Source organism: Mycolicibacterium sp. MU0050, from assembly GCF_963378085.1.
Taxonomy (GTDB): domain Bacteria; phylum Actinomycetota; class Actinomycetes; order Mycobacteriales; family Mycobacteriaceae; genus Mycobacterium; species Mycobacterium wendilense.
Map to the genome: position 1 here is coordinate 5,144,840 of NZ_OY726395.1, position 24,523 is coordinate 5,169,362.

Sequence of the window (24,523 nt, forward strand, 5' to 3'; positions counted from 1 at the left end):
TTCTCGGCGGAGCCACACGGGTGGGGAATTTCAATGAGCGTCAGTGGGGAATTTCAGTGAGCGCGGTCACCAGGGCCGGTACACCTGAAAGTCCACGGCAACAAAGCAATCCCCACCGTCCGCTACGACGACTCCGACACTGACTCCCCCATCTCCGGACCCACCGATAGCGCCATCGTCATCGACCCCGGAGCACTACCGATCGCCAAACACGCCCCAACGTCTTAAGAGCCTGTCTCGTTCCTAGAAGAAACGAGACACTGCAAGGAACCGCCTACCGGTCCGGCATCGCTCCAGAAGAGTCAGAGGGACGCCCTACCGCGCCATGTTCGCGAACCGCGACAGGTGCAGCTGGTGCGCCACGGTGATGGTCGCGGTGGGCCCGTTGCGGTGCTTGCCGAGGATGATGTCGGCCTCGCCGCCGCGCGGGTCGTCGCGGTCGAACGCGTCGGGGCGGTGCAGCAGCATCACCATGTCGGCGTCCTGTTCCAGCGAGTTGTGCGCCGTGATCCCTTGTGCCACAAAGTTACTGGTCCCCGGCACGGTGCCGTCGTAGACGTCATGCTCACCGATGCTGGTGATCTCGACGATCTCGTCCCAGAACACGTCGTTGGTCGCCAGGTCGTGCAGCTCACGGTCCTCGAGCAACGCGGCCACGCGGTGCAACCTCGCACGGCTCGGCGCGTGCTTCCACAGCGTCGAACCGCAGAACTGGGTCTCCATCGCAGCCGCGAACTTACGGTGCGACATCCCGGCCTCGGTCAGTGCCGACTTCACCTGTTGCCAGACCGATTTCGGCACTGTGTCGAGGTTGGTGTTGCGCTCGATTCCTTCGAGCTTGGCCACGACCTCGCGCGCCGCGACACCGCGGGCACCGTTGACACCCACGTGGGCCAGGAACCGCTTCTGGTTCTCGCCGCCGTAGATGTACAGGTGCCAGGAGTCCCGGTAACCGGCCTTCGTGACCCGTTTGATCCGCGCGTACACCCCGACCCGCAGCAGCAGCTGGGCGACGTCACCGGCCAACTGGCGGCTCGTCGTCGCGTAGTACACCCGCGCCTGACCGGCCTTGGCGTCCCAGCGCACCGACCCGTCGGTGGCCCACAGGTGATTCAGAAACAGCGCAACCTGATCATTGGGGAGGGCGAAAACCTCCTTGGGAACGAGCTTCTCATAGCTGCGCTTGCCGAACAGCCCCAGCTTGTCCAGCCACGCGGCGATCGGATTGCGCTTGCCGTGAGTCAGCCGATACGGCGCCGGCAACCGCAGCGTCGTCACCCGCGCCGCCGGGTACTCGTCGCGGATCGGAGTCACACCGAAGTGCGCTGCAGCGGTCGCCACCGCCGATAGGTTGGCCCCGTCGATCGAGGCGTACCGGACCGGTTGACGCTTCACACATGAGCCGTCGCCGATCATGTAGGCCAACATCACGACCTCGGAGTCGTGCATGCGCTCGGTGTACACCGGCTCCGGCACACGCCGCGGCGTGGCCAGCCGGTCACCGACGGTCAACTCGCCCAACGGAACCCACCCGTCGACGGTGAGGAACGGATGGTTGGCGGTGGCCTCCACCTCGCGGCCGGAGGCCAGCCGGAGCTTGAACACCTCTTTGCGCCCGCTGGGGAACACGTTGGTCATGGGCCGGGCGACCATGCGGTTGCGCTCGTCCAGCGACCACACCAGCGGCCGCTCGCCGGTGGCCATCAGCTCCCCGAAGGTCACCTCGGCACCGGTGTCCGCCCGCAGGATCCGGGTATTGGCCGTCATACAGCCCGACTCACGAAGGTCGGACACCTGCGGCTTCTTGTCGGTGCGCTGCTCGGGCCCACGGTTGAGCTGGCTGATCGCCACCACCGGCACGTCGAGCTCCTTGGCCATCAGCTTGAGCTGGCGGGAGAAGTCCGAGACCTCCTGCTGCCGCGACTCGTACTTCTTACCGGAGCTCATCAACTGCATGTAGTCGACCACGATCAGCCGCAGATCCGACTTCTGAGACAGCCGCCGCGCCTTGGCGCGGATCTCCATCATGGTCAGGTTGGGCGAATCGTCGATGAACAGCGGAGCCTCGCTGATCTCACTCATCCGCCGGGCCAGCCGGGTCCAGTCGTCGTCGCTCATCCGGCCGGAGCGCATGTCGCCGAGCTTGATCTTCGCCTCGGCCGACAGCAGCCGCATCACGATCTCGGACTTGCTCATCTCCAGCGAAAAGATGACGCTGGCCATCTGGTGCTTGATCGAGCAGGACCGCATGAAGTCCAGCCCCAGCGTCGAGTTGTGCGTCGGCACCATGCCCGGCCCGGCCAGGTACAGGTGGGCTGGGTTGTCGACCTCCACGCAGCGCACGGGCACGCTGGGCCGCCGGCGGACGTCGGCGATCCGCACGACCGGGGCTAGCAGGGCGGTACCCCCGGCGCCGGACGCGCCGCCGGCCACGTCGGCAACGACGGTGTGCAGTCCGGCCCGCAATCCGGCCGTCGTCCGGATCCCGTCGTCGGTCGGCCACTGATGCTGGGCATCGGCGATGATCACCGTGCCGTCGGAGAACTCGACCTCGAAGCAGGGCCGGCCGAGCATCACCTCGGTGGCCGCCACCACCCGCGTGGGTGCCCCGTCGGCGTCGAGCAACTCGTCGCCCACCGCGACGTCACCCATCGTGGTCCAGCCGCTGGGCGTGGGCAGCGGGGTGTCGAGCGCGAGGGCCTTCCCGACACCCGGGCGCGCCGCGATGATGATCATCTGGCCGGCGTGCAGGCCGTTGGTGACGTCGTCGAGTTCGGTGAAGCCGGTGGGCACACCGCGGGCGATGCCGCCGTTGGAGGCGATCGCGTCGATCTCGTCCATCGTCGGCTGCAGCAGGTCCTCCAGCGGGACGAAGTCCTCGGTGGCCCGCCGGTCGGTGATGTCGTACATCTCGGCCTGGGCACGGTCGACCACCTCGGCCACGTCGGCGCCCTCCGCGCCCGCGTAGCCGTACTGGACCACCCGGGTGCCGGCCTCCACGAGCCGGCGCAGCAGCGCCTTCTCGGCCACGATGCCCGCGTAGTAGCCAGCGTTGGCCGCCGTCGGCACCGTCGAGATCAGGGTGTGCAGATAGGGCGCCCCGCCGATGCGGCGCAGCAGCCCGCGACGGTCCAGTTCCGCCGCCACGGTGACCGCGTCGGCCGGCTCGCCGCGCCCGTAGAGGTCCAGGATCGCGTCGTAGACGTTCTGATGCGCGGGACGGTAGAAGTCCCCGGGACGCAGCCGCTCCAACACGTCGGCGATGGCGTCCTTGCTCAGCAGCATCCCACCGAGCACCGACTGCTCGGCGGCCATGTCCTGCGGCGGCTGCCGACCGAAGTCCTCACTGGGCGGCGGACCATCCATGCCCGGCTGCCCGAGATCATCAACTACGGCCATACGGCTACTGCTCCCCCTGTCCTCACACAACCAAACACCTGTTCGACACCACGGACCGACGGTAAGTCAGGGCACCGACAAGTATTCACCGAAAAAGTCCCAGGGCCCCGACCCCACGCCGCTTCGCGCCGAGTCGACCGTAGACGTTGCTGGCGGCCAACGGAACCACCCCTGTTAGCGAACCTGTGCACTGCGTGTGCATAGCTGTGGGTTGCCATGTTAGGGGGGTGGGGAGAACCTGTGGAGAACCCGGCCCGCGTACGGCATCTCCGCAGACCAGGGCATCACAGGAAGCTCACAGCACTGTGGATGGCAACCCCGACGGCGTGTCGTGCCAGGTTGCGGTCTCGGGCGTGTTGTGTTGCGTCCGGTGGTGCACCAGGTTAACGGCGCGTGAGGTTCGCTGCGCAACCTACGCCACGGTCAGTTCGCCAGCAGATACAGCAACTCCCCGGTAGCCGCCGAAAAGGCGACCACCGGGGAGTATTGACGCTGAAGCCGATTTACGGCGACGTGGCCGAGTGAACTACTCGGCGACGACCTCCACCGGCACGGTGACGTTCAGGCCCGAGTGCAGGTGCACCTCGACCGAATGGGTGCCGAGCGCCTTGATGTGACCCTTGGGCAGGTCGACGGCGCGCTTGTCCAGGCTCGGTCCGCCGGCCTTCTTGATGGCCGCCACCACGTCGCCCGGGGTGACCGAGCCGAACAGCTTGCCGGAGTCGCCGGCGGTCTTCACGCTCAACGAGACCGACTCCAGGGCCTCGATGGCGGCCTTGAGTTCCTTGGCGTGGTCGAGGTCGCGCACGGTCTTGATCTCCTGCGCGCGCCGGATCTCGTCGGCCTGGCGCTGGGCGCCGCGGGTCGCGATGATCGCCAGCCCGCGGGGCAGCAGGTAGTTACGGCCGTAGCCGTCCTTGACCTCTACGGTGTCGCCGGCCGAACCGAGCTTGTCCACCTCAGCGGTGAGAATGAGCTTCATGATCTGGTGTTTCCGTTTCTAGCCGTGTCGGGGGTCAGCGAGTGCTCGACGTGAAGGGCAGCAGCGCCACCTCGCGGGCGTTCTTCACGGCGACGGCGACGTCGCGCTGATGCTGCACGCAGTTACCGGTCACCCGACGGGCACGGATCTTGCCGCGCTCGGAGATGTAGGTGCGCAGCAGCTGGGTGTCCTTGTAGTCGATGACCTGGTTCTTGCCCTTCTTGGAGCAGAACACGCACTTGCGGGTCTTGACCGGCTTCTCGGGCGCGGGACGACGCTTGTTGGCCTTGGCCATGGTTGTTCTCTTTCTGTACTGCTGAAGGTTTGTGTTTGGAGAGGGTTAGAAGGGGGGCTCGTCGTCGGCCCCGCCGAAGGAACCCGATGCCGGGGCGCTGCCCCACGGGTCCTCGGCCGGTGCGGACGAGCCGCCACCACCGGCGGCCGCGCGGGATCCCCCGCCGCCACCGCCGCCGAATCCGCCACCGCCGCCACCGCGACTGACCTTGTTGACCTTGGCCGTCGCGTAACGCAGGGACGGGCCGATCTCGTCGACCTCGAGCTCCATCACCGTGCGCTTCTCGCCCTCGCGGGTCTCGAAGGAACGCTGCTTGAGTCGGCCCTGGACGATGACACGGGCACCACGGGTCAGGCTCTCGGCGACGTTCTCCGCCGCCTCCCGCCAGATGTTGCACCGCAGGAACAGCGCCTCGCCGTCCTTCCACTCGCCGCTCTGGCGATCGAACATGCGCGGCGTCGAGGCCACCGTGAAGTTGGCCACGGCGGCACCCGACGGGGTGAAACGCAGTTCCGGATCGGCGGTCAGGTTTCCGACGACGGTGATGATCGTGTCACCAGCCACTGGGTCCTCCTCAAGTCCTGGTCGAGCAACGGTGTAGGTCTAGGCTTCCGCAGGCGAGCCTACGGAAGCGCGGTGACGACCACCGGGCTTCAGTGCTTGTCGGTCCGCATCACCTTGGTGCGCAGAACCGACTCGTTCAGACCGAGCTGACGGTCGAGTTCGCTCACGGTGGCGGGCTCGGCCTTGACGTCGATGACCGCGTAGATGCCCTCGACATGCTTGGCGATCTCGTACGCCAGGCGGCGCCGGCCCCAGATGTCGACCTTGTCAACGGTGCCGCCGTCCTTGCGGATGACGTTCAGGAACGTCTCCAGCGAGGGAGCTACGGTTCGCTCGTCGAGTGTGGGGTCGAGGATGACCATGATTTCGTATGGACGCATAAGGAACCCATCACCTCCTATGGTCTTCTCGGCCGCGGCGTGTCCGCGGCAGGAGGGTCGCCTGCGTCGGCAACCGGATCAGGCTACAGGAACCGCCGGTCACCTGCGAAATCCGCAGCCGCGGGCGCCGCGCTGACCTGCGGCCGGTCCGCCGGCGGGCCCAGCGGGGCGGGCCGGGGCCGCAACCACCGCGGCAGCCACCCCGGCGGGGCGTCGGGCGCCCGGTCGAAGACCCCGCCCACTGGGTCGTCGATCCGCCCGGACCACCGCACCAGGTCCTGCTGGGGTCGGTAGATCTGCCGGATGATCAGCACGCACAGCCCCAGCACCGCGAGGTCACGCAGCAGCACCGTTGCGGTGAACCACTGCTCCGGCAGACCGCGGTTCGCCTCGCCGTAGAGGTAGTACATCCGCGGCACCCAGACCAGGGCGTCAATGGTCATCCACGCCAACAGGATCCGACGATGCGGCAGCGCCAACACCGCCAGCGGCACCAGCCACAGCGAGAACTGCGGGCTCCACACTTTGTTGGTCAGCAGGAACGCGGCCACCACCAGGAACGCCAACTGCGCCACCCGCGGCCGCTGCGGCGCGGTCAACGCGATGTACCCGATGCCGACGCAACACAGCACGAACAGCACGGCGACCACGGTGTTGAGCACCGTCGGCGGCTCCCAGAACCCCAGGTCCGAATCGAACCCGCCCCACCCGGTGAAGGACTTCACCACGTTGTACAGCGAGTCCATGTCGTCGCCGCGGCGGGTGTTGAGCCGGAAGAACTCCGACCAGCCGCGCGGGAACAGCAGCATGATCGGCAGGTTCACCACCAGCCACGCGGTGATCGCGGCCAGCAGCGCGCGGCCCACCTCGACGAGTCGCCCGGTGCGCACCCCGAGCAGCAGCAGCGGGGCCAACAGCAACAGCGGATACAGCTTGGCGGCCACCCCCAGGCCGATCAGCACCCCGGCCAGCACGGGCCGGCGCCGCGCCCACGCCAGCAGTGCCCCGGTCGCGAAAGCCGTTGCCAGCGCATCGAAGTTGGTGAAGATCTGGAAGATCACCAGTGGGGAGGCGGCCACCAGCGCGGCGTCCCAGATGCGGCGGCCGGCCAGCCGCGCCGTCGCCCACACCGTGGCCAACCAGGCCAGCGCCAACCCGAGCGCGACGATGTCGAAGAACATCACCACCTCGGCGACCTTGGGCAGCGCAATGGACGCGGTCAGGGCCGTGTAGGTCTTGGCCAGCGCCATCGACACGTACTGGTAGAGCCCGGTCAGGACCGGATACTCCATGTAGCGCACCGCCGGGGTGCCGTCGTACTGCTGGCGCGGCTCGCCGCTGCTGTCGGTCTCCAACCAGCTGGACTTGTACGGAAACTTCCCCTGGCTCAACAACTCCGCGCCGTACAACGGCACGGTGTCCGAGTAACACAGTTGGTAGTAGGCCCGCTGCTGATCCCAGTTGGCCACCATCTGCGCCGGGCTGCCCTCCCCCACGGTCTGCAGGCACGGCGATTTGGTCACCCACCCCAGTGCGAGGAACACCAGCGCGAGGGCGAACATCACCCGCAGCGGCGTGGCGAAGCGGCTACGGCCGATCAGCGCGTGGCGCCCGACCGGGCCGCCGATGACCTCCGACAGCGCCGCCCCGACGGGGTCGGTGCGGCTGGGGAAGTCGCGGTCATCGGCACTGCGCAGATCGCCGGCCAGCGGCAGCGGCGACACCGTGACGCGGTCGGGTTCCGCGGGTGCCTGCGCACCCGGCCCCGCCCCGGTCTGGGCGCGGGCCTTCTCGTAGAGCTCGTCGTGCGGCTCGTCTGCGTCCTGGTGACCCGGCGTCACGGCGGCGGCGGAGGCGGCGGCGGCGCGGGCGCGTTCGGGTCGAACGGGGCTCCCGGCGGGGGCGGGGGCGGGGGCATCGGCGGACCGGCCGGCACCGTCGTCGGCGGGCCGATCGGGATCGTGATACCCGGGGCCACTTCGATACTCGGCTGGATCACCGTGCCGGGCTGCGGCGGCAGCGGCGTCGGGGGCTCCTCGGGAGCCGGGTCGCGGGGCGGGGGCGGCGCGGACGGCACGCCGGCGTAGCCGCCGATCGACTCGGGTTTGGGGAAGCTCTCCTGTTCGGTGCCCTGCAGGGCCCCGTCCATGGTGTTCTTCCAGATGTCGGACGGAATGCCGGAGCCGTACACCGAGCCACCCCACTGGTTCTTCAGCGGTTTGGTGCCCTCGGTGGTGCCGACCCAGACCGCCGTCGACAACGACGGGGTGTAGCCGACCATCCAGGCGTCACGGTTGTCGCCGGTGTCGCCGAGCTGGTGCGTGCCGGTCTTGGCCGCCGACGGACGCCCGCCGGCCAGGCCGTGTCCGTTGGAGTAGGCGGCAATCGGCTGCATGGCGGAGGTCACGTTGTCGGCGACCTTCTCGTCGATGCGCTGCTCCCCGCTGTCCTCCTCGCCGCCGGCGTCGAACAGGACGTCGCCGTCGGCGTTGACCACCTTCTGCACGAAGTGCGGCGTGCGGTACACCCCCGAGGCCGCCAGGGTGGCGTACGCCGAGGCCATGTCGATGACGCGGGACTGGTACTGGCCCAACACCACACCGTTGTTCGGCGGGCCGCCCTGGCCGTCCTCGCTCAGCGTGTGCTCGACGCCGGGGAAGCTGGTCGCGATGCCCGCCCGGTGCGCGGCGTCGGCGACGTCGGAGGGCCCGTTCTCCAGCTTGAGCATCAGCCGGTAGTAGCTGGTGTTCAGGGACCGCTTCAGCGCCTCGGCGATGTTGCAGGTGCCGCAGCTGCCGCCCTCGACGTTGCCGATCTCGATGCCGTTGACGGTCAGCGGGGAGCTGTCGACCTGATAGCCCAGGCCCATGCCCTGCTCCAGCGCCGCGATCAGCGCGAACACCTTGAACGACGACCCGGTGGGCAACCCGGCCTGCGCGAAATCGAACCCGTTGGCGTCCGGGCCGCCGTAGTAGGCCTTGACCCCGCCGGTCTTCGGGTCGATCGAGACCACCGCGGCGCGCATCTGCGGGTCCTGGCCCTCCAACGCGTCGGCGACGGCCTGCTCGGCCGCCTCCTGCGCCTGCGGGTCGATGGTGGTGGTGATCTGCAGGCCCTCGGTGTTGAGCTGCTGTTCGGTGATGTTGAACAGGTCGAGCAGCTCCCGGATGACCTGCCGCTCGATCAGGCCCTTGGGTCCGGTGGTCTGGTTGGCGCTGCTGGCCAGGTCCGGCGAAACGGTGGGCGGGAACACCTGTTCGGCCCGTTCCTGCCGGGACAACGCCCCGATCTCGACCATGCCGTTGAGCACCCAGTTCCAGCGGACGGTGGCGCCCTCGGGATCGACGGCGGGATCCAGGGTCGACGGGCGCTGGATCAGCGCGGCCAGCAGCGCGCCCTCGGCGATGGTCAGGTCCTCGACGTTCTTGTCGAAGTACGCCCGCGAGGCCGCCGCGATGCCGTAGGCGCCGCGGCCGAAATAGATGATGTTCAAATACGATTCCAGCACTTGGTCTTTCGACCATTCGCGGGACATCTTGGTGGAGATCACCAGCTCCTTGGCCTTGCGCACCAGGCCGCCCAGGCCGCTGCGCTGATCGCCGACGAGCGCGTTCTTCACGTACTGCTGGGTGATGGTGGAGCCACCCTGCACGTCGCCGCCGAAGATGTTGTTCTTGAACGCGCGGGCGAAGCCGGTGAAGGAGAAGCCTGGGTTGCTGTAGAAGTCGCGGTCCTCGGCGGCCATCACCGCCTGCCGGACGTGCACCGGGATCTGGTTGATCTTGACGTCGACCCGGTTACCTTCCGGCGGAACGATTTTGGCCAGCTCCGAACCGTCGCTGGCGACGATGGTCGACACCTGGTTGGTCCGGATGTCCCCCGGCTTGGGCACGTCGACAATGCTGTAGGCCATCGCGAACGTGATGAGCGGCAACAGCAGGAACACCACCGCGGACACCGCGACGCCACGGCGCACCCAACGCCAGTTGATCTGCAGGGGCGGTCGGTCCTTGCCGCCACCGGACCCACGGCCGGATCCGCCGCCGGTGCGCGGCGGAGGGCCGGCCGGCGGCTTCGGCGGGGGCGGGGTGCCGTCCAGGGCGGCCTTGACGACATCGATGGGGTCACGCCAGCGCGGGTCGGCGCCCTCGCGCACCGGCGGGATCACCGCGGTGGGACGCAGGTCCGGCGGGGGTGGCCCGTCGCTGCGAGCCGCGTGCCGCCCGGACCCGGGCGTCGGCGCCGACGGCGCCCGGCGCTCCGGGCGGGCCGACGGGCCACGCTGCTCGGGCCGCGGCGACGGGGTCCGGCTCTCCGGCCGCTTGTCCGGGTTCTGGTCCGGTGCCGCGGACTGCTGTTGCCACGGCGGTCGGTGGGATTCGGTGCGGCGCTGATCGGGACGCGGTGCTCCCCGCGGAGCATCACTGGCTGACCGGTCGTGGCGCCCTTCGCTATTCACTGGCCGTTCGCGCGCTGTTGCGCGCCGCTCGGGTGCTCCGCTTGGCGGGGGCACTCTTCGGCGGTTTGGGCGCGCCAAGCACATACGACTTGACCAGGTGATTCCAACTGCAGGTTCGGCATACCTCCACCACGTGTACCGCAAATTCGTCGAATCGGGTCGCCAGCAGGACCAACTCCTCGGCGGTGCGCGCGGATCCGGACACCGCGCCCAGGTGCTCACCGAACACCCAGGACACCAACGTCAGCTGCTCCTTGCGGCAGATCGGGCACATCACCGAGCTGGGTTTTCCGTGGAACTTGGCGGCACGCAGCAGGTAAGGGTTGGCGTCACACACCTCGTTGACGCCAGTACGGCCGGAATACACCTCGGCCAGCAGTGAACGGCGCCGCAAGGCGTAATCCACCACCTGTCGCTGCAATCGCACGTTCACCAGAGTACGTCGGCCCGCCAGCGGCCGAGGCTCGACCGGCCGCAGGCGGGTCCCCAACCGGAGCGCCGACGCGCCCTCCACCTCTTACGATCATCGGGTGGCGACGCGGCAGACGGCGAGTACCCGGGCCAAGGACAGTGACCGAAACGACACCTGCGCGGTGCTCGACAGCGCGCTCGCCGACGGTCAGCTCAGCGGCGAGGAGCACCGTCAACGCGTGGCCGCCGCCACCAGCGCCACCACGTTGGGGCAGCTCGCCGCGCTGGTCGAGGACCTGCAGAACGCGAACGCCCCGGTGCGGTTGCCGAACCTGACCAAGCCGGAAAGCGGCCGCAGCCGCGGTCTGCTGGCCGCAGCGGCGGCCGCACTGCTGGTGCTGGGCATCGGCATCGGCTGGGGACTGTTCGGCGGCTCGACCGCGGCGGGACCGCTGGGCGCGGCCCGCGACCCCGGCGCCCAACCCGACGGCGTGGCCCCGGTGGTATTGACCCCGCCGCGGCAGCTGCACTCGCTCGGCGGTCTCACCGGGCTGTTCGAGCAGATGCGGCAGAAATTCGGCGACACCATGGGCTACCGCGTGGTGATCTACCCGGACTACGCATCCCTGACCCGCCCGGACCCGACCGAGGAACGTCGCGAGTTCTCCTATAGCTACCGGGGCGGCTGGGACGACCCGTCGTCGTCGGCCAAGTCTTCCGACGCACGCCTGGTCGACCTGGAGCGGTTCGACCACAAGGCCGTCGTCGGCATCCTGCGCGGGGCTCCGGAGACATTGGGCCTCAAACCCGACGACGTGGAGAACACCTACCTGATCATCGACCCGTCCGGGGATCCGACAACGCCGGATGCGGTCGAGATCTCGGTGTACGTCTCCAGTGAATTCGGCTCCGGGATGATCGAGCTGAATCCCGACGGCAGCCAGAAGCGCATTTCCTACCCCTGACCAGGGATGTTTAGCGGCGGCCCGGACGCGCTCACGGCACGGGGTCTCGCCGCGGGTCGGGCGGGGCCGCGCCACTTCACCGGCTTGATCGGTCGGATTTGCGATGCCCGGAGTTGGCGGTCAATATATCGGCGCGATACAGTTTCGCGAGGTGTCGACCCGCCGTAACGGCGGCACGTATTGATCGATCGCGCAGGGGAGGTGATTTGAGTGCTCGAACTTGCAATTCTGGGCTTGCTGCTCGAATCGCCGATGCACGGCTATGAACTGCGCAAACGGCTGACCGGCCTGCTCGGCGCCTTCCGCGCGTTCTCGTACGGCTCGCTCTACCCCGCGCTGCGGCGCATGCAGGCCGACGGCCTGATCGTCGAGGACGCGGCCCCGGAGGGCACCACGAAGCTGCGGCGCGCCCGGCGCGTCTACCAGCTGACCGATGCCGGACGGCAGCGCTTCACCGAGCTGGTCGCCGACACCGGGCCGGCCAATTACACCGATGACGGCTTCGGTGTACATCTGGCGTTCTTCAACCGCACCCCCGCCGAGGCGCGGATGCGCATTCTGGAAGGCCGTCGTCGCCAGGTGGAGGAACGGCGCGAGGGGTTGCGTGAGGCGATCGCCCGGGCCAGCAATTCGTTTGACCGCTATACCAAGCAACTGCACCAGCTCGGGCTGGAGTCCAGCGAGCGCGAGGTCAAGTGGCTCAACGACTTGATCGCCGCCGAACGCAGTCAACCCAGCACCGACCAACCCTGACCACTGCAGCACCACTGAACTACGGCAGTACCGGATTAAGGAGAACACCCATGAGTGAGACCAACGCGACTGCGGCGTCGAGTGCGTCCCCAGAAGTGCGGGTCGCGATTGTCGGCGTCGGCAACTGTGCGTCCTCGCTGGTGCAGGGCGTGCAGTACTACCTCCACGCCGACGAGAACGGCAGCGTCCCCGGTCTGATGCACGTCCGGTTCGGCCCGTACCACGTGCGCGACGTCAAGTTCGTCGCCGCCTTCGACGTGGACGCCAAGAAGGTCGGCTTCGACCTGTCCGAGGCCATCTTCGCCTCCGAGAACAACACCATCAAGATCGCCGACGTGCCGCCGACCGACGTCGTCGTGCAGCGCGGGCCCACCCTCGACGGCATCGGCAAGTACTACGCCGACACCATCGAGGTTTCCGACGCCGATCCCGTCGACGTGGTCAAGGCCCTCAAGGACGCCGAGGTCGACGTGCTGGTGTCCTACCTGCCGGTGGGCTCCGACGAGGCCGACAAGTTCTACGCCCAGTGCGCCATCGACGCCGGAGTGGCCTTCGTCAACGCGCTGCCGGTGTTCATCGCCTCCGACCCGGTGTGGGCCAAGAAGTTCGAGGATGCCGGTGTGCCGATCGTCGGTGACGACATCAAGAGCCAGGTCGGCGCCACCATCACCCACCGCGTGATGGCCAAGCTGTTCGAAGACCGCGGCGTGACCCTGGACCGCACCTTCCAGCTCAACGTCGGCGGCAACATGGACTTCAAGAACATGCTCGAGCGCGATCGTCTCGAGTCCAAGAAGGTCTCCAAGACCCAGGCCGTCACCTCGAACCTGACCGGCTCGCTGGCCGGCAAGACCGAGGACAAGAACGTCCACATCGGCCCGTCCGACCACGTCGCCTGGCTCGACGACCGCAAGTGGGCCTACGTGCGCCTGGAGGGTCGCGCCTTCGGTGACGCCCCCTTGAACCTGGAGTACAAGCTCGAGGTGTGGGACTCGCCGAACTCGGCCGGCATCATCATCGACGCGGTGCGCGCGGCCAAGATCGCCAAGGACCGCGGTATCGGCGGCCCGATCATCCCGGCCTCGGCCTACCTGATGAAGAGCCCGCCCAAGCAGCTGGCTGACGACGTAGCCCGCGAGCAGCTGGAGCAGTTCATCAAGGGATAGCTCTTTTCGATGCTGCGCTCAGCGTGCGGCCCTGCGAGGTTTCTCGACGGTGGGCGCAGCCTCGACGTCGGGCAGGGGCTATAAAGACCTCATGATCTCCGACGACGAACTGCTCAAACTCGACGAGTTCGGCCTGCTCCCCGAGAACGCCGAGCAGGCCGGGGTCCGCGACATCCCGCCGGTGCAGCGCATCGACACCGGAGCGATCAGTGCGCTGAAGTTCGGCACCGAGGATCCCCGGGTGCTGTTCCTGCACGGCGGCGGGCAGAACGCCCACACCTGGGACACCGTGATCCTGGGTCTGGGCCGGCCCGCGCTGGCGGTGGACCTGCCCGGCCACGGCCGTTCCGCGTGGCGCGAGGACGGCGACTACGGCCCCAAGACCAACGCCGAGACTCTGCGTCCGGTGCTGCGTGAACTGGCCGGCGGCGTCGACCTGGTGGTCGGCATGTCGCTGGGCGGCCTCACCGCGCTGCGGGTCGCGGCCACCGAGCCCGCGCTGGTGCCGCAGCTGGTGCTGGTCGACGTGACGCCGTCGGCGCCGGAGCGCCACGAGCAGATGACCAAGGCGCAGCAGGGTGCGGTGGCGCTGGTACGCGGCGAGCGGACGTTCCCCGACTTCGCCGCCATGCTCGATGCCGCGGTGGCCGCCTCCCCGCACCGGGACCGGAACTCGTTGCGCCGCGGGGTCTTCCACAACTCGAAGCGCCTCGACGACGGCACCTGGACCTGGCGCTACGACTCGTTCCGCAAGGGCGACGGCTTCGAGGGCCTCTGGGACGACGTCCCGGCCATCACCATGCCCACCACCCTGGTGCGCGGCGCCAACTCCTTCTTCGTCAACGACGAGGACGCCGAGTCGTTCGCCAAGGGCGCCCCCGGATTTCGGGAGACCATCGTGGTCCCCGACGCCGGCCACTCGGTGCAGGGCGATCAGCCGCTGCGGCTCGTCGAGATCCTGCGCGGCCTGTTCTGAGCGGCGTTCGGCTGCTGTTCACCTGCTGATCGGATACTGCTTGCTCGGTTGCCGTAGTTTTCCGCGGGACCCTTTCCCCGCCCCAGAAGGAAACCATGGCGCTCGTGCCGTTGAACCTGTTCGTGAACCATCGCGGCAAGTCCGGCCGCCAGCGGGTGACATGCCGCTACAAGTGCGGCGACGCCTGTGCGCACCCGGCCCCGAACACCAGCGCCAACGAGTACTTCGGGGACATTGTCCGCCAATCGGTTTCGCGCCGCGCCATGCTGCAGGCGACCGGTGTGACCGTACTGGCCGTCGGCGCCGGGTCGACGTTGGCCGCCTGCGGTCGCGCCGACGACACGGCGCCGGCCGGCGCGCCACCAGCCGCGGACACCGAACCCCGGCCGGGGATGAACTTCACGGCCGTGGCGCCGAACTCCGAGGACGCGGTCGTGGTTCCCGCCGGCTACCGGCAGGCGGTGGTGATCGGCTGGGGTGACCCGGTGCTGCCCGGCGCTCCGCCCTTCGACGTCGAGGCGCAGACTGCCGCCGCGCAACGGCAACAGTTCGGCTTCAACAACGACTTCGCGGGCCTGCTGCCCATCGACGGCGCCCCGGATCGCTACCTGCTGGTCGTCAGCCATGAGTACACCACCGAGCAGTTCATGCACCCCGGCTACGATCCGGAAGCACCGACACGGGAACAGTTCGAGATCGGCCTTGCCGCACACGGTCTTTCGGTGGTCGAGGTGCAACGCACTCCGGACGGCCTCAAACCGGTGCCGGGCCGCTACAACCGGCGCATCACCGGCGACACCCCGTTCACGCTGGTCGGCCCGGCCGCCGGCAGCGACCACGTCAAGACCACCGCCGACCCGACCGGCCGCAACGTCGTCGGCACCTTCAACAACTGCGCCGGCGGGCTCACCCCCTGGGGCACCGCGCTTTCCGCCGAGGAGAACTTTCACGGCTACTTCGGGTCCGCCGAAGGCGCCGAGGCTGCGACACCCATCGACGCCGACCGACTCGCCCGCTACGGCGTCAAGCTCGAGCCGTCCGAGCGCCGGTGGGAGACCTTCGACCCGCGGTTCGACCCCACCAAGGAACCCCACGAAATCAACCGCTACGGCTACATTCTCGAGATCAACCCGTGGGATCCGGCGTCGACACCGGTCAAGCATTCCGCACTGGGCCGGTTCAAGCACGAGGCCGCCACCATCCACGTCACCGAGGACGGCACCGTCGTCGCCTACTCCGGGGATGACGAGCGCTTCGACTACATGTACAAGTTCGTCTCGACCAAGAAGATCCGGCCCGGCACGGATCCCGCGGCGCTGGCGCACAACATGACGATCCTCGACGAGGGCACGCTCTACGTGGCCAAGCTCACCAGCGAGATCCCCGCCGCCGAGATCGACGGTTCCGGCGCGTTGCCGTCCACCGGCGCGTTCGCCGGCAGCGGGACCTGGATCCCGCTGCTGCGCGCCGGGGCCGGCGGCACCGCCGAGTCGCTGGTGCCGGGCATCACCGCCGAGGAAGTCGCGGTGTTCACCCGGTTCGCCGCCGACAAGGCCGGTGCCACCAAGATGGACCGTCCCGAGGATTTCGAGACCAATCCGCTGACCGGCAAGGTCTACCTCGCGCTGACCAACAACGACGAACGCGGCCTCGACGGCGAGCCGGGCCCCGACGCCGCCAACCCGCGCGTCGACAACAAGAACGGTCAGATCCTCGAGCTCACCGACGACCACGCCGGCACCGCCTTCACCTGGGAGCTGCTGCTGGTGTGCGGGGATCCGGCCGCCGCCGACAGCTACTACGGCGGCTTCGACAAGAGCCAGGTCAGCCCGATCTCCTGCCCGGACAACCTGGCCTTCGACGGTCACGGCAACCTGTGGGTCTCCACCGACGGCAACGCCCTCGACGGCAACGACGGCCTGTTCGCGGTCGCGCTGGAAGGACCGAGCCGCGGGGAGACCCGGCAGTTCCTCACCGTCCCTGTCGGGGCCGAGACCTGCGGCCCCGTGGTGACCGACGACCTGGTCCTGGTGTGTGTCCAACACCCCGGTGAGAGCGACGACCACAGCCTGGCGAATCCGTTGTCGCACTGGCCCGACGGCGGGGATCGGGTGGCGCGGCCGGCAGTGGTTGCGGTGTGGCGCGACGACGGTCCCATCGGGGTCTGAAAACGTAGCCGCCTGCGACCGGGCGGCGGCGGCTACCGTGGTGGGATGCTTGGTCCACTTTGTTTCGCCGCGCAGCGCTGATTGCATGCCGAAGAATTACGGGATCAAAGAGAAGGACCAGGTGGTCGCCCACGTGGTGAACCTGATCCTCACCGGCAAGCTGCGCACCGGCGATCGCATCGACCGCAACGAGATCGCCGAGACCCTCGGACTGAGCCGAGTTCCCGTCCAGGAGGCCGTGGTTCAGCTCGAACACGACGGCATCCTGACCACCCGATACCACCGCGGCGCCTTCGTGGAGCGCTTCGACGAGGACACCATCGTCGAGCATCACGAGCTCTACGGCGTGCTCAACGGCATGGCCGCCGCGCGCGCCGCCGCCCACCCCAATCCGCCGCTGCTGGAGCGGCTCGAATCGCTGCTGCGGCAGCTGCGGCTGCTCGGCGAGAGCCGCTCGTTCCAGGAGTTGGCCAACGAGTACCGCACCGCCATCAACGAGGACTACGCCGGGCCGCGACTGCGCGCGCTGCTGCGCGCGTCGCAGAACTTTGTGCCGCGCAGCCTGTGGAGCGCCTATGACGCGCGCCGCGGCGAGTTGATGGCGTTCTACGAGGCCGAGACCGAGGCGATCCGGCGCGGCAATCCCGACGGCGCCCGCGCCGCCAATCTCGGCGTGTCGGCGGCGATGGCCCAGATCATGGTCGCCGAGCTGCGTCGGCGCGGGGTGCTCGGCGAATTGCGCTCACCCTGAAGGGAAGAAACCGGCCCGCGGTGGGGCTAGTTTCGACCAATGAGGTTTTCCGCTCGTCGACTACCGGCGCTGCTGATCGTGGTGCTGCTCGGGTTCGGCCTGGTGCTGGCCCCACCGGCGGCCGCCGACCAGTGCGCCCCGCCGGGGGTGGCCGCGGCCAGCCCGCTGCCGACCAACCTGTCCGCGGCCGCGCAGGGCCCCGAACAGGACCGGTACACCACCGCGAGCACCGAACCGCTCAAGGCGGTCGACGTCGCGGCGCTGCGGTTGAGCACCCCCGGCACCCTGACCGTCGGCACCCTGTCGGACGCGCCGCCCAGCATCTGCATCAACGCGGCCGGCCAGTTCACCGGCTTCGACAACGAGTTGCTGCGCGCCATCGCCGACAAGCTGGGGCTGCGGGTGAACTTCGTCGGCACGGACTTCTCCGGGCTGCTCGCGCAGGTGGCGTCGCGCCGGTTCGACGTCGGCTCGTCCTCGATCACCACTACCGAACCTCGGCGCCGCACGGTCGGATTCACCAACGGCTATGACTTCGGCTACTTCTCGCTGGTGGTGCCGGCGGGGTCGTCGATCACCAGCTTCTCGCAGCTGGGCCCGGGGCAACGCATCGGCGTGGTGCAGGGCACCGTGCAGGAGTCCTACCTGGTGGACACGCTCAAGCTCGACCCGGTGAAGTTCCCCGATTACAACACTGTGTACGGCAGCTTGAAGACCCGTCAGCTCGACGCGTGGGTGGCGCCGTCGCAGCAGGCCGTGGGCACGGTGCAGCCCGGGGATCCCGCGGAGATCGTCGAAAACACCTTCAGCTTGGACAATTTCGTGGCATACGCGGTGGCCCAGGACAACCAGCCGCTGATCGACGCGCTCAATTCCGGGCTGGACGCGGTGATCGCCGACGGCACCTGGGCGCGGCTGTATTCGGAGTGGGTGCCGCGGGCGCTGCCGCCGGGCTGGAAACCCGGCTCCAAGGCCGCCCCGGTGCCCGAACTACCCGACTTCGCCGCGCTCGCCGCGGCCCAGGAGTCCGCCGCCGGCGACGACGCCGGGGCCGGTCCGGCCCCGAAATCCGTGCTGGCGCAGTTGGGTACGGCGTTCTTCAGTTGGGACCTGTACAAGCAGGCCATCCCCGACCTGTTCAAGACCGGCCTGCCCAACACGCTGATCCTCACCTTCTGGGCCGCGGTGATCGGCCTGGCCCTCGGCATGGTGCTGGCGATCGCCGGCATCTCGCGCTCGCGCTGGCTGCGCTGGCCCGCCCGGGTGTACACCGACATCTTCCGCGGCCTGCCCGAAGTGGTGATCATCCTGATCATCGGACTGGGCTTCGGCCCCGTCGTCGGCGGCCTGACCGGAAACAACCCCTACCCGTTGGGCATTGCGGCGTTGGGCCTGATGGCCGCGGCCTACGTCGGGGAGATCCTGCGCTCCGGCATTCAAAGCGTCGAGTCCGGGCAACTGGAGGCGTCCCGCGCGCTGGGCTTCAGCTACTCGTCATCGATGCGGCTGGTGGTGGTGCCGCAGGGGGTGCGTCGGGTGCTGCCCGCATTGGTCAACCAGTTCATCTCGCTGCTCAAGGCATCCTCGCTGGTGTACTTCCTGGGATTGATCGCCAGCCAGCGCGAACTGTTCCAGGTGGGCCGAGATCTCAACGCGCAGACCGGGAACCTGTCTCCGCTGGTGGCCGCCGGGCTGTTCTACCTGTCGCTGACCATCCCGCTGACCCATCTGGTCAACTACATCGACGCCCGGCTGCGCCGGGGCCGCACCACCGCCGCCGAGGACCCGTTGGAGCCGCCGCGGCCGGCGACCACCCAGGAGATGATCTGATGGCGACCGAAGCAGTCTCGCTGGCCGGCAAGGACATTCACCTGGCCTTCGGGCCCAACAAGGTTCTCCGCGGCGTCCACATCGACGTCCCGGCAGGTAGCACCGCCGCGGTGATCGGACCGTCGGGCTCCGGGAAGTCCACCCTGCTGCGCACCCTGAACCGGCTCTACGAGCCCGACCGCGGCGACATCCTGCTGGACGGCCGTTCGGTGTTGCAGGACGACCCGGACCGGTTGCGGCAACGCATCGGGATGGTGTTCCAGCAGTTCAACCTGTTCCCGCACCGCAGCGTGCTGGACAACGTCTGCCTGGCGCCGCGCAGGCTCAAGGGCCTGTCGGCCGAGGCCGCCAAGGACCTCGCCCTGGACCAGCTGGACCGGGTGGGCCTGCGGCACAAGGCCGACGTGCGCCCCGCCACGTTGTCCGGGGGCCAGCAGCAGCGGGTGGCCATCGCCCGTGCGCTGGCCATGTCACCACAGGTGATGTTCTTCGACGAGGCCACCTCGGCGCTGGACCCCGAACTGGTCAAGGGCATCCTCGCGTTGATCGCCGAACTCGGCGCCGACGGGATGACCATGGTGGTGGTCACCCACGAGATGGGATTTGCCCGATCCGCCTCGGACGCGGTGATATTCATGGACCACGGGAAGGTGGTGGAGGCCGGCCCGCCGGAGCGGATCTTCGACGCCGCGGAGACCGATCGACTGCAGCGATTCCTGTCCCAGGTGCTGTGAGCGACGGTTTTTGACGGACGCGAAGTATGGCAGTCACGGACAGGTTAGACTGGCGAACTATGCCAGAAGGCGACGCCACGCTCCCCGATGTGACTCAGCTCGCTGAGGGGCTGCACCGCACCCTGGCGAAGCTGTTCACCCTGCTCCGGCGCACCGACAACCACCCCGAGGCCGCCGGGGAACTGACGTTGGCGCAGCTGTCGATCCTGGTCACCCTGCTCAACCAGGGGCCGATCCGGATGACCGAACTGGCCGCCCACGAACGGGTCCGCACCCCCACCACCACCGTCGCGATCCGTCGCCTGGAGAAGCTCGGTCTGGTCAAGCGCACCAAGGATCCGTCGGACCTGCGGGCCGTCCTGGTGGAGATCACCCCCAAGGGCCACGCCCAGCATCAGGAGGCCCTGGCGCAGCGCTACGCCTCGCTGGCGGCGCTGCTGCGCAACCTCAGTCCCGAGGACCTGGAGATGCTGGAGGCGGCGTTGGGTCCGCTGGAGCGGCTCGCCGGCGAGTAGTCAGCCCAGCCAGTCCAGCACGGCCGCGGCCGTCCACGACTGCTGCATGCTGCCCAGCGGCGCCCCGGTGAACGGCTCGTAATACTCGGCGAACGTGCCGTCGCTGGCTTGGCGCAACCCCTCCCGCCGCAACATCGCTGACCGTTCCACCCAGCCGCGCCGGCCGAACGCCCAGGAGAACAGCCATGTCATCACCGGCCATACCGGCCCGCGCCAGTATTCGCGCGGCCGGAAGTCCCGCGACACCGGGGAGGTCGAGGGCATCAGCGCATACCTGAGGTCCGGGTGTCCGCAGAACCGCGGACCCTCCATCAGCTTCAGCAGGGCGCGCTCGCGGTCGTGCGGCAGACCGCCGCACAACAGCGGCGCGAACTGCGCGACGGTCTCCGTGGCCACCCAACGCTCCGCCCGCACGTCGTAATCCTTTGCCGCGCCCGTTCTTTCATCGCAGCTCTCGATGACCCCGGCCCGGAACCGCTCCGCCCAGCCGTACAGCTCGCGCACATCGCTGTGGGGACGTCGCTGCTCCTCGCCGATCTCGGCCAGTACCGTGCAGGCCACCGAGAAGATCGCCGAGACGAAGACGTCCTCGACGGCGAAACTCATGAGCTTGGGCAGCAATTCGTCGTCGTAGCGGGCGGCCTTCATCTCCTCCAGCAGCCACAGGTACCGGTCGTACTCGCCGTCGGACGGGCGCTGTGAGGTGTCGGTGATGATGCTGTTGTCCTCGCGCTGGTACTCGGGCACCGCGCCGGGAATCACATTGGCGTAGGCGGCATCCCAGCGCGGCGAGTTGTCCATGCCGGACTCCCAGCCGTGGTACAGCGTGATCCGGCCACGGGAGTTCTGGTCCCGACACTCCGCGAGCCACCGATGCCAGCGCACCAGGTCGTCCCAGCGCCGGTCCAAGAAGGCATCGGCCACCGCGCGACTGGTCCGGCCGCGGCGCCGCGCGTGGTCGAGAATGCGCTGCACCGCGATCGCGTGCACCGGCGGCTGGGTGATGCCCGAGGTGTGCCGCGCGCGCGGGGCGTACGCGGACAGCGCCGAGCAGGCCCACCGCGCCGGTCCCGGGAAGTAGCCGTCGACCCCGTTGGCGAAGACGATGTGCGGGATCATGCCGTTGGACCATTGCGCCGAGAGCAGGGTGTCGAGCTCGACGACGGCCCGCTCCACGCTCAACGGCGCCAGCCCGACGGCCACGAACGCGGCGTCCCAGCTCCACATGTGCGGGTACAACAGCGGCGCGGCAGTGGTCATGGTGCCCAGGTCATTTCCGCGCAGCAGATAGGCCGCGCGGGCGGCGAGCTGCGTCGGGGTGAAACTGGGATCCGGGGCCACGCCCTCCATTCTGCGGGGTCGCGCGGCGGCTCGCGCGCCAACCCGGGCTCGGTAGGGTGGCGCTCATGCCGACCGCTCTGATCACCGGTGCCTCCCGCGGGCTGGGCGCGGCGATCGCCGCCGCGCTGGCCCCCACCCACACGCTGCTGCTGGCCGGTCGCCCGTCGGCCGAGCTCGACGCCGTCGCCGAACGGTTCGGCGCGCCCACCTGGCCGTTGGAGCTGACGGACGCCGACAGCATCGAGGCCAGCGCCGAGGTGCTGGCCGAACTCGACGTCCTGGTGCACTGCGCCGGGGTCGCCTATCCGGGCCGGGTCGCCGAGTCGAGCCCCGAGGAGTGGCGCGCCACCTTCGAGGTCAACGTCGTCGGTGCCGTCGCGCTGACGTTGGCGCTGCTGCCGGCGCTGCGCGCGGCCCGCGGCCAGGTGGTCTTCATCAACTCCGGCTCCGGGCGCAACCCCTCCCCCGGCCTGGCGTCGTACTCGGCCAGTAAGTTCGCGCTGCGCGCCTTCGCCGAGTCGCTGCGCGCCGACGAGCCGTCGCTGCGGGTGAGCACGGTATACCCGGGCCGCATCGACACCGACATGCAGCGAGATCTGATCGCCTACGAGGGCCGCGACTACGACCCGGAGCGCTTCCTCAAGCCCGAGACCGTGGCGCAGATTGTTGCCAATGTGGTCACGACGCCGCCGGATGGCGATGTCCACGAGGTGGTCGTGCGGCCACGCTAGTTTGCCGAAACCCCCGCTCGGGCCACGGTCGCGCTGCTATGAGTAGTAGTCATGCCTTTGCTCAGCGCCCGCGCTGCCAATGTCCGGTTCGGTGCCCTGGTGGTGGCCGTTGGTGTCGGCACGGCGCTCACCACCGGCCTGGGCTGCGGGATCGCAGCGGCCGACAACGGTTCCGGTGACGGGGATTCCGGCGCGTCGAGCCGCTCCGCCGACACCGACTCGTCGTCCACACAGGGGTCCGGGGCGGCGGCTGCCGACGACCGGTCGGATCAGACGCGTGCGCCGCGTCGGGGCCCGGCGAGCCGAGGCGAATCCGATGTGCAACGGCCACGCCTCGGCGCGAAGCTGCGCGAGGTCAGGCGCGAGGTCGGCGGGGCCCGCACGGTCGATCGGGTGGATGAGCGGCTGCGCGCCTCGGTGCGCAAAGCACTCGACGACGCCGCCGGTCGAATCAAGGAGTTGGCGCCGCCGCCCCGCTCGGGCTGGTCGCCGCACCGCCCCGAAGATGTCGCACAGCCGGGCGGCGACGCCGACGCTGCGCCGGCCGAGCGACCCCGACCGCAGTGGAAGCGCGGCTCTTTCAAATCTCGTTTGGGCACCGGGCTTTTCGAAGGGACCGACCAAGACGCGCAGCCCGCGCCGCTCTCTTCTCTCGAGGTCCGGGGCTCCGCGCCGCGACAGCTCCGCTCCCCGGACGTCGCGCAGCCCCGGCAGCCGGAGGTTTCGGAAATCTCGGAGAGCGTGACCGCGGGGCTTCGGTCCAGTCCCCTCCAGTCGGTGATCAACCTGCCTGTGCAACGGATCACCGAGGCCGTGGTTGCCGCGCCGTCGGAATCGGTTCCCGCTCGATCCGCACCGCTGCTGACCCGGGTGTTCGACGCGGTGTTCCGCAGTTCGGCGTCAGGCCCGGTCCCCGCGGCCCCGGCGTCCACGCCGCTGGGCTGGGCCGCGTTGGCATTCGCGCGCCGGGAATTCGATCCGGCGCAACGCGTTCCGTCGCTGACTGGGATTGCTCCGGCCGCGCAGGTATTCGAGTCCGCGCAGACGGTGACGGCGCCCGTGGCGATTGCGCCCGGAATCGTCGTTTCGCCGGACCTTTACCCGCACACCGCCGTCACCGGAAAGCCCTCGTTCTTCGACGAGATCACGAATGTCGGGTTGTCGATCATGCGGTCGATCTCCGAGGTGGTGGGTTTCAACATCTCCTACGAGCTGTCGGCGTTGATGTCGTCGGACAAGCCGCCGTGGTTCACCACGCTGGGCCTCGACGTCGATCAGAGCGAATACACCTTCACCGACGAGACCGGCGATGAGACCACCTGGAAGGTGTGGGAGATCGCCTCGCAGAACCCCTCTGACGAGTACGTGGTGGCGGTGCACGGCGGGGCACTCGTCAACCAGCCCAACATGATCCAGTGGCTCGACTACGCGGCGATGGCCCGCGAGACCGGCGCCACCGTGGTGGTGCCGATCTTCCCCATGGTGACCCCAGAGGAGGGCGGCAACGCGCAGACCATCGTGGGGCCGATGGCCGATTTCATCGCCGGCTACGTTGCCGAGCACGACGCCGAGAATGTCAGCGTGTACGCCGATTCGTCGGGCGGGATGATCGCGATGCTGGCGGTGCAGAAGCTGGTTCGTGATTGCCAGCTCGCCGGAGACTGCGCCACCGCGCTGCCGTCGCGCATGGTGCTGATCTCGCCGGCGCTCGGTGGAGCCGATTTCATGAACGACCCGAACACCCAGTTGGTCAACGACCCGGTCTCGATGCCGGTCGAGCCCGGCGAGGGGCCGGACTGGCAGGGCGACCTTCCCGACGACAGCCCGCTGTGGGATCCGACCAACGGCTCCGCGGCCGGACTGCCCCCGACGGCGATGTACCTTGGCACCCGCGACATGCTGACGCCGACGGCATTGCTGTTCGCCCAACGCATGCTCGACGAGGGCTCCGAGGTGCAGGTGGTGCTCGGCATGGGCCAGATCCACAACTGGGCGATGGGCGGTCTGCCGGCCAACTCGCAGGCGCCGCTGTATCGGCAGGACATCTACCGGCAGCTCGGTCTGCTCGAGGGTGCGCAAACCACGTGAATTGCCCGGCGTGTC

The 24,523-nt window shown here is 68.8% G+C and carries 20 protein-coding genes; 11 read left to right on the plus strand and 9 right to left on the minus strand.

The genetic code is table 11. The features are described from left to right. Positions 1–315: 315 nt before the first annotated feature. The 8 genes from R2K23_RS24480 to R2K23_RS24515 form a co-directional block, all read right to left on the minus strand. Positions 316–3,399 carry a replicative DNA helicase gene (locus tag R2K23_RS24480; protein ID WP_316513349.1) on the minus strand — a complete coding sequence of 1,028 codons (3,084 nt, stop codon included), beginning with the start codon at positions 3,397–3,399 and terminating at the stop codon, positions 316–318. Positions 3,400–3,925: 526 nt separating this feature from the next. Further along, on the minus strand, positions 3,926–4,381 hold the full coding sequence (gene rplI / locus R2K23_RS24485) for a 50S ribosomal protein L9 (protein WP_316513351.1): 456 nt from the start codon (positions 4,379–4,381) through the stop codon (positions 3,926–3,928). 34 nt (positions 4,382–4,415) lie between these two features. Continuing rightward, the gene (gene rpsR, locus R2K23_RS24490) at positions 4,416–4,676 is read right to left on the minus strand and encodes a 30S ribosomal protein S18 (protein ID WP_126336507.1); all 261 of its coding nucleotides are present in this window, start codon (positions 4,674–4,676) and stop codon (positions 4,416–4,418) included. A gap of 45 nt (positions 4,677–4,721) precedes the next feature. After that, complete coding sequence (locus R2K23_RS24495; RefSeq protein WP_316513355.1) at positions 4,722–5,240, minus strand: single-stranded DNA-binding protein; 519 nt, start codon at positions 5,238–5,240, stop codon at positions 4,722–4,724. Positions 5,241–5,329: 89 nt separating this feature from the next. After that, positions 5,330–5,620, minus strand: coding sequence for a 30S ribosomal protein S6 (gene rpsF, locus R2K23_RS24500; RefSeq protein ID WP_316513357.1), 291 nt, complete (start codon positions 5,618–5,620; stop codon positions 5,330–5,332). An 83-nt stretch (positions 5,621–5,703) separates the two neighbouring features. Continuing rightward, entirely contained in the window at positions 5,704–7,344 is a 1,641-nt protein-coding gene (locus R2K23_RS24505) for a glycosyltransferase family 87 protein (protein WP_316517541.1), read from the minus strand. Positions 7,345–7,457: 113 nt separating this feature from the next. Then, positions 7,458–9,788, minus strand: coding sequence for a transglycosylase domain-containing protein (locus R2K23_RS24510; protein WP_396893690.1), 2,331 nt, complete (start codon positions 9,786–9,788; stop codon positions 7,458–7,460). Between the two features lie 283 nt (positions 9,789–10,071). Then, positions 10,072–10,506, minus strand: a complete 435-nt coding sequence (locus R2K23_RS24515) for a DUF5318 domain-containing protein (RefSeq protein ID WP_316513358.1) — start codon at positions 10,504–10,506, stop codon at positions 10,072–10,074. Positions 10,507–10,609: 103 nt separating this feature from the next. Here R2K23_RS24515 and R2K23_RS24520 point away from each other — a divergent pair, with 103 nt between their 5' ends. From R2K23_RS24520 to R2K23_RS24560, 9 genes are all read left to right on the plus strand, one after another. Further along, positions 10,610–11,455: a DUF1707 SHOCT-like domain-containing protein gene (locus tag R2K23_RS24520; RefSeq protein ID WP_316513361.1), complete on the plus strand. Its 846-nt coding sequence runs from the start codon at positions 10,610–10,612 to the stop codon at positions 11,453–11,455. A 210-nt stretch (positions 11,456–11,665) separates the two neighbouring features. Then, on the plus strand, positions 11,666–12,208 hold the full coding sequence (locus R2K23_RS24525; RefSeq protein WP_316513363.1) for a PadR family transcriptional regulator: 543 nt from the start codon (positions 11,666–11,668) through the stop codon (positions 12,206–12,208). A gap of 50 nt (positions 12,209–12,258) precedes the next feature. Next, positions 12,259–13,374: an inositol-3-phosphate synthase gene (locus R2K23_RS24530; protein ID WP_316513365.1), complete on the plus strand. Its 1,116-nt coding sequence runs from the start codon at positions 12,259–12,261 to the stop codon at positions 13,372–13,374. Between the two features lie 91 nt (positions 13,375–13,465). Continuing rightward, positions 13,466–14,350 carry an alpha/beta fold hydrolase gene (locus R2K23_RS24535; RefSeq protein ID WP_316513367.1) on the plus strand — a complete coding sequence of 295 codons (885 nt, stop codon included), beginning with the start codon at positions 13,466–13,468 and terminating at the stop codon, positions 14,348–14,350. Positions 14,351–14,445: 95 nt separating this feature from the next. Beyond that, positions 14,446–16,518: a PhoX family protein gene (locus R2K23_RS24540; RefSeq protein WP_316513368.1), complete on the plus strand. Its 2,073-nt coding sequence runs from the start codon at positions 14,446–14,448 to the stop codon at positions 16,516–16,518. Between the two features lie 85 nt (positions 16,519–16,603). Next, positions 16,604–17,269, plus strand: a complete 666-nt coding sequence (locus tag R2K23_RS24545) for a GntR family transcriptional regulator (RefSeq protein WP_316513370.1) — start codon at positions 16,604–16,606, stop codon at positions 17,267–17,269. Between the two features lie 39 nt (positions 17,270–17,308). Continuing rightward, positions 17,309–19,099 carry an ABC transporter substrate-binding protein/permease gene (locus R2K23_RS24550; RefSeq protein WP_316513372.1) on the plus strand — a complete coding sequence of 597 codons (1,791 nt, stop codon included), beginning with the start codon at positions 17,309–17,311 and terminating at the stop codon, positions 19,097–19,099. Continuing rightward, the gene (locus R2K23_RS24555) at positions 19,099–19,833 is read left to right on the plus strand and encodes an amino acid ABC transporter ATP-binding protein (protein ID WP_316513373.1); all 735 of its coding nucleotides are present in this window, start codon (positions 19,099–19,101) and stop codon (positions 19,831–19,833) included. The genes R2K23_RS24550 and R2K23_RS24555 overlap by 1 nt, the downstream gene beginning before the upstream one ends. A 59-nt stretch (positions 19,834–19,892) precedes the next feature. After that, entirely contained in the window at positions 19,893–20,348 is a 456-nt protein-coding gene (locus tag R2K23_RS24560) for a MarR family winged helix-turn-helix transcriptional regulator (protein WP_316513375.1), read from the plus strand. Here the strand turns inward: R2K23_RS24560 and ggh are convergent, their stop codons facing one another. After that, positions 20,349–21,689, minus strand: coding sequence for a glucosylglycerate hydrolase (gene ggh / locus R2K23_RS24565; protein ID WP_316513376.1), 1,341 nt, complete (start codon positions 21,687–21,689; stop codon positions 20,349–20,351). It lies immediately after the preceding gene. 65 nt (positions 21,690–21,754) lie between these two features. Here ggh and R2K23_RS24570 point away from each other — a divergent pair, with 65 nt between their 5' ends. Together R2K23_RS24570 and R2K23_RS24575 are read left to right on the plus strand one after the other, a co-directional pair. Beyond that, on the plus strand, positions 21,755–22,420 hold the full coding sequence (locus tag R2K23_RS24570) for an SDR family oxidoreductase (protein WP_316513378.1): 666 nt from the start codon (positions 21,755–21,757) through the stop codon (positions 22,418–22,420). 51 nt (positions 22,421–22,471) lie between these two features. Then, positions 22,472–24,508: an alpha/beta hydrolase fold domain-containing protein gene (locus R2K23_RS24575; protein ID WP_316513380.1), complete on the plus strand. Its 2,037-nt coding sequence runs from the start codon at positions 22,472–22,474 to the stop codon at positions 24,506–24,508. Positions 24,509–24,523 lie beyond the last annotated feature (15 nt).

Coding starts and splice junctions, on each gene's coding strand:
- R2K23_RS24480 (WP_316513349.1), bottom strand. CDS start 3,399: ATGGCCGTAGTTGATGATCTCGGGCAGCCGGGCATGGATGGTCCGCCG.
- rplI (WP_316513351.1), bottom strand. CDS start 4,381: ATGAAGCTCATTCTCACCGCTGAGGTGGACAAGCTCGGTTCGGCCGGC.
- rpsR (WP_126336507.1), bottom strand. CDS start 4,676: ATGGCCAAGGCCAACAAGCGTCGTCCCGCGCCCGAGAAGCCGGTCAAG.
- rpsF (WP_316513357.1), bottom strand. CDS start 5,620: ATGCGTCCATACGAAATCATGGTCATCCTCGACCCCACACTCGACGAG.
- R2K23_RS24530 (WP_316513365.1), top strand. CDS start 12,259: ATGAGTGAGACCAACGCGACTGCGGCGTCGAGTGCGTCCCCAGAAGTG.
- R2K23_RS24535 (WP_316513367.1), top strand. CDS start 13,466: ATGATCTCCGACGACGAACTGCTCAAACTCGACGAGTTCGGCCTGCTC.
- R2K23_RS24540 (WP_316513368.1), top strand. CDS start 14,446: ATGGCGCTCGTGCCGTTGAACCTGTTCGTGAACCATCGCGGCAAGTCC.
- R2K23_RS24545 (WP_316513370.1), top strand. CDS start 16,604: ATGCCGAAGAATTACGGGATCAAAGAGAAGGACCAGGTGGTCGCCCAC.
- R2K23_RS24550 (WP_316513372.1), top strand. CDS start 17,309: ATGAGGTTTTCCGCTCGTCGACTACCGGCGCTGCTGATCGTGGTGCTG.
- R2K23_RS24555 (WP_316513373.1), top strand. CDS start 19,099: ATGGCGACCGAAGCAGTCTCGCTGGCCGGCAAGGACATTCACCTGGCC.
- R2K23_RS24560 (WP_316513375.1), top strand. CDS start 19,893: ATGCCAGAAGGCGACGCCACGCTCCCCGATGTGACTCAGCTCGCTGAG.
- R2K23_RS24570 (WP_316513378.1), top strand. CDS start 21,755: ATGCCGACCGCTCTGATCACCGGTGCCTCCCGCGGGCTGGGCGCGGCG.
- R2K23_RS24575 (WP_316513380.1), top strand. CDS start 22,472: ATGCCTTTGCTCAGCGCCCGCGCTGCCAATGTCCGGTTCGGTGCCCTG.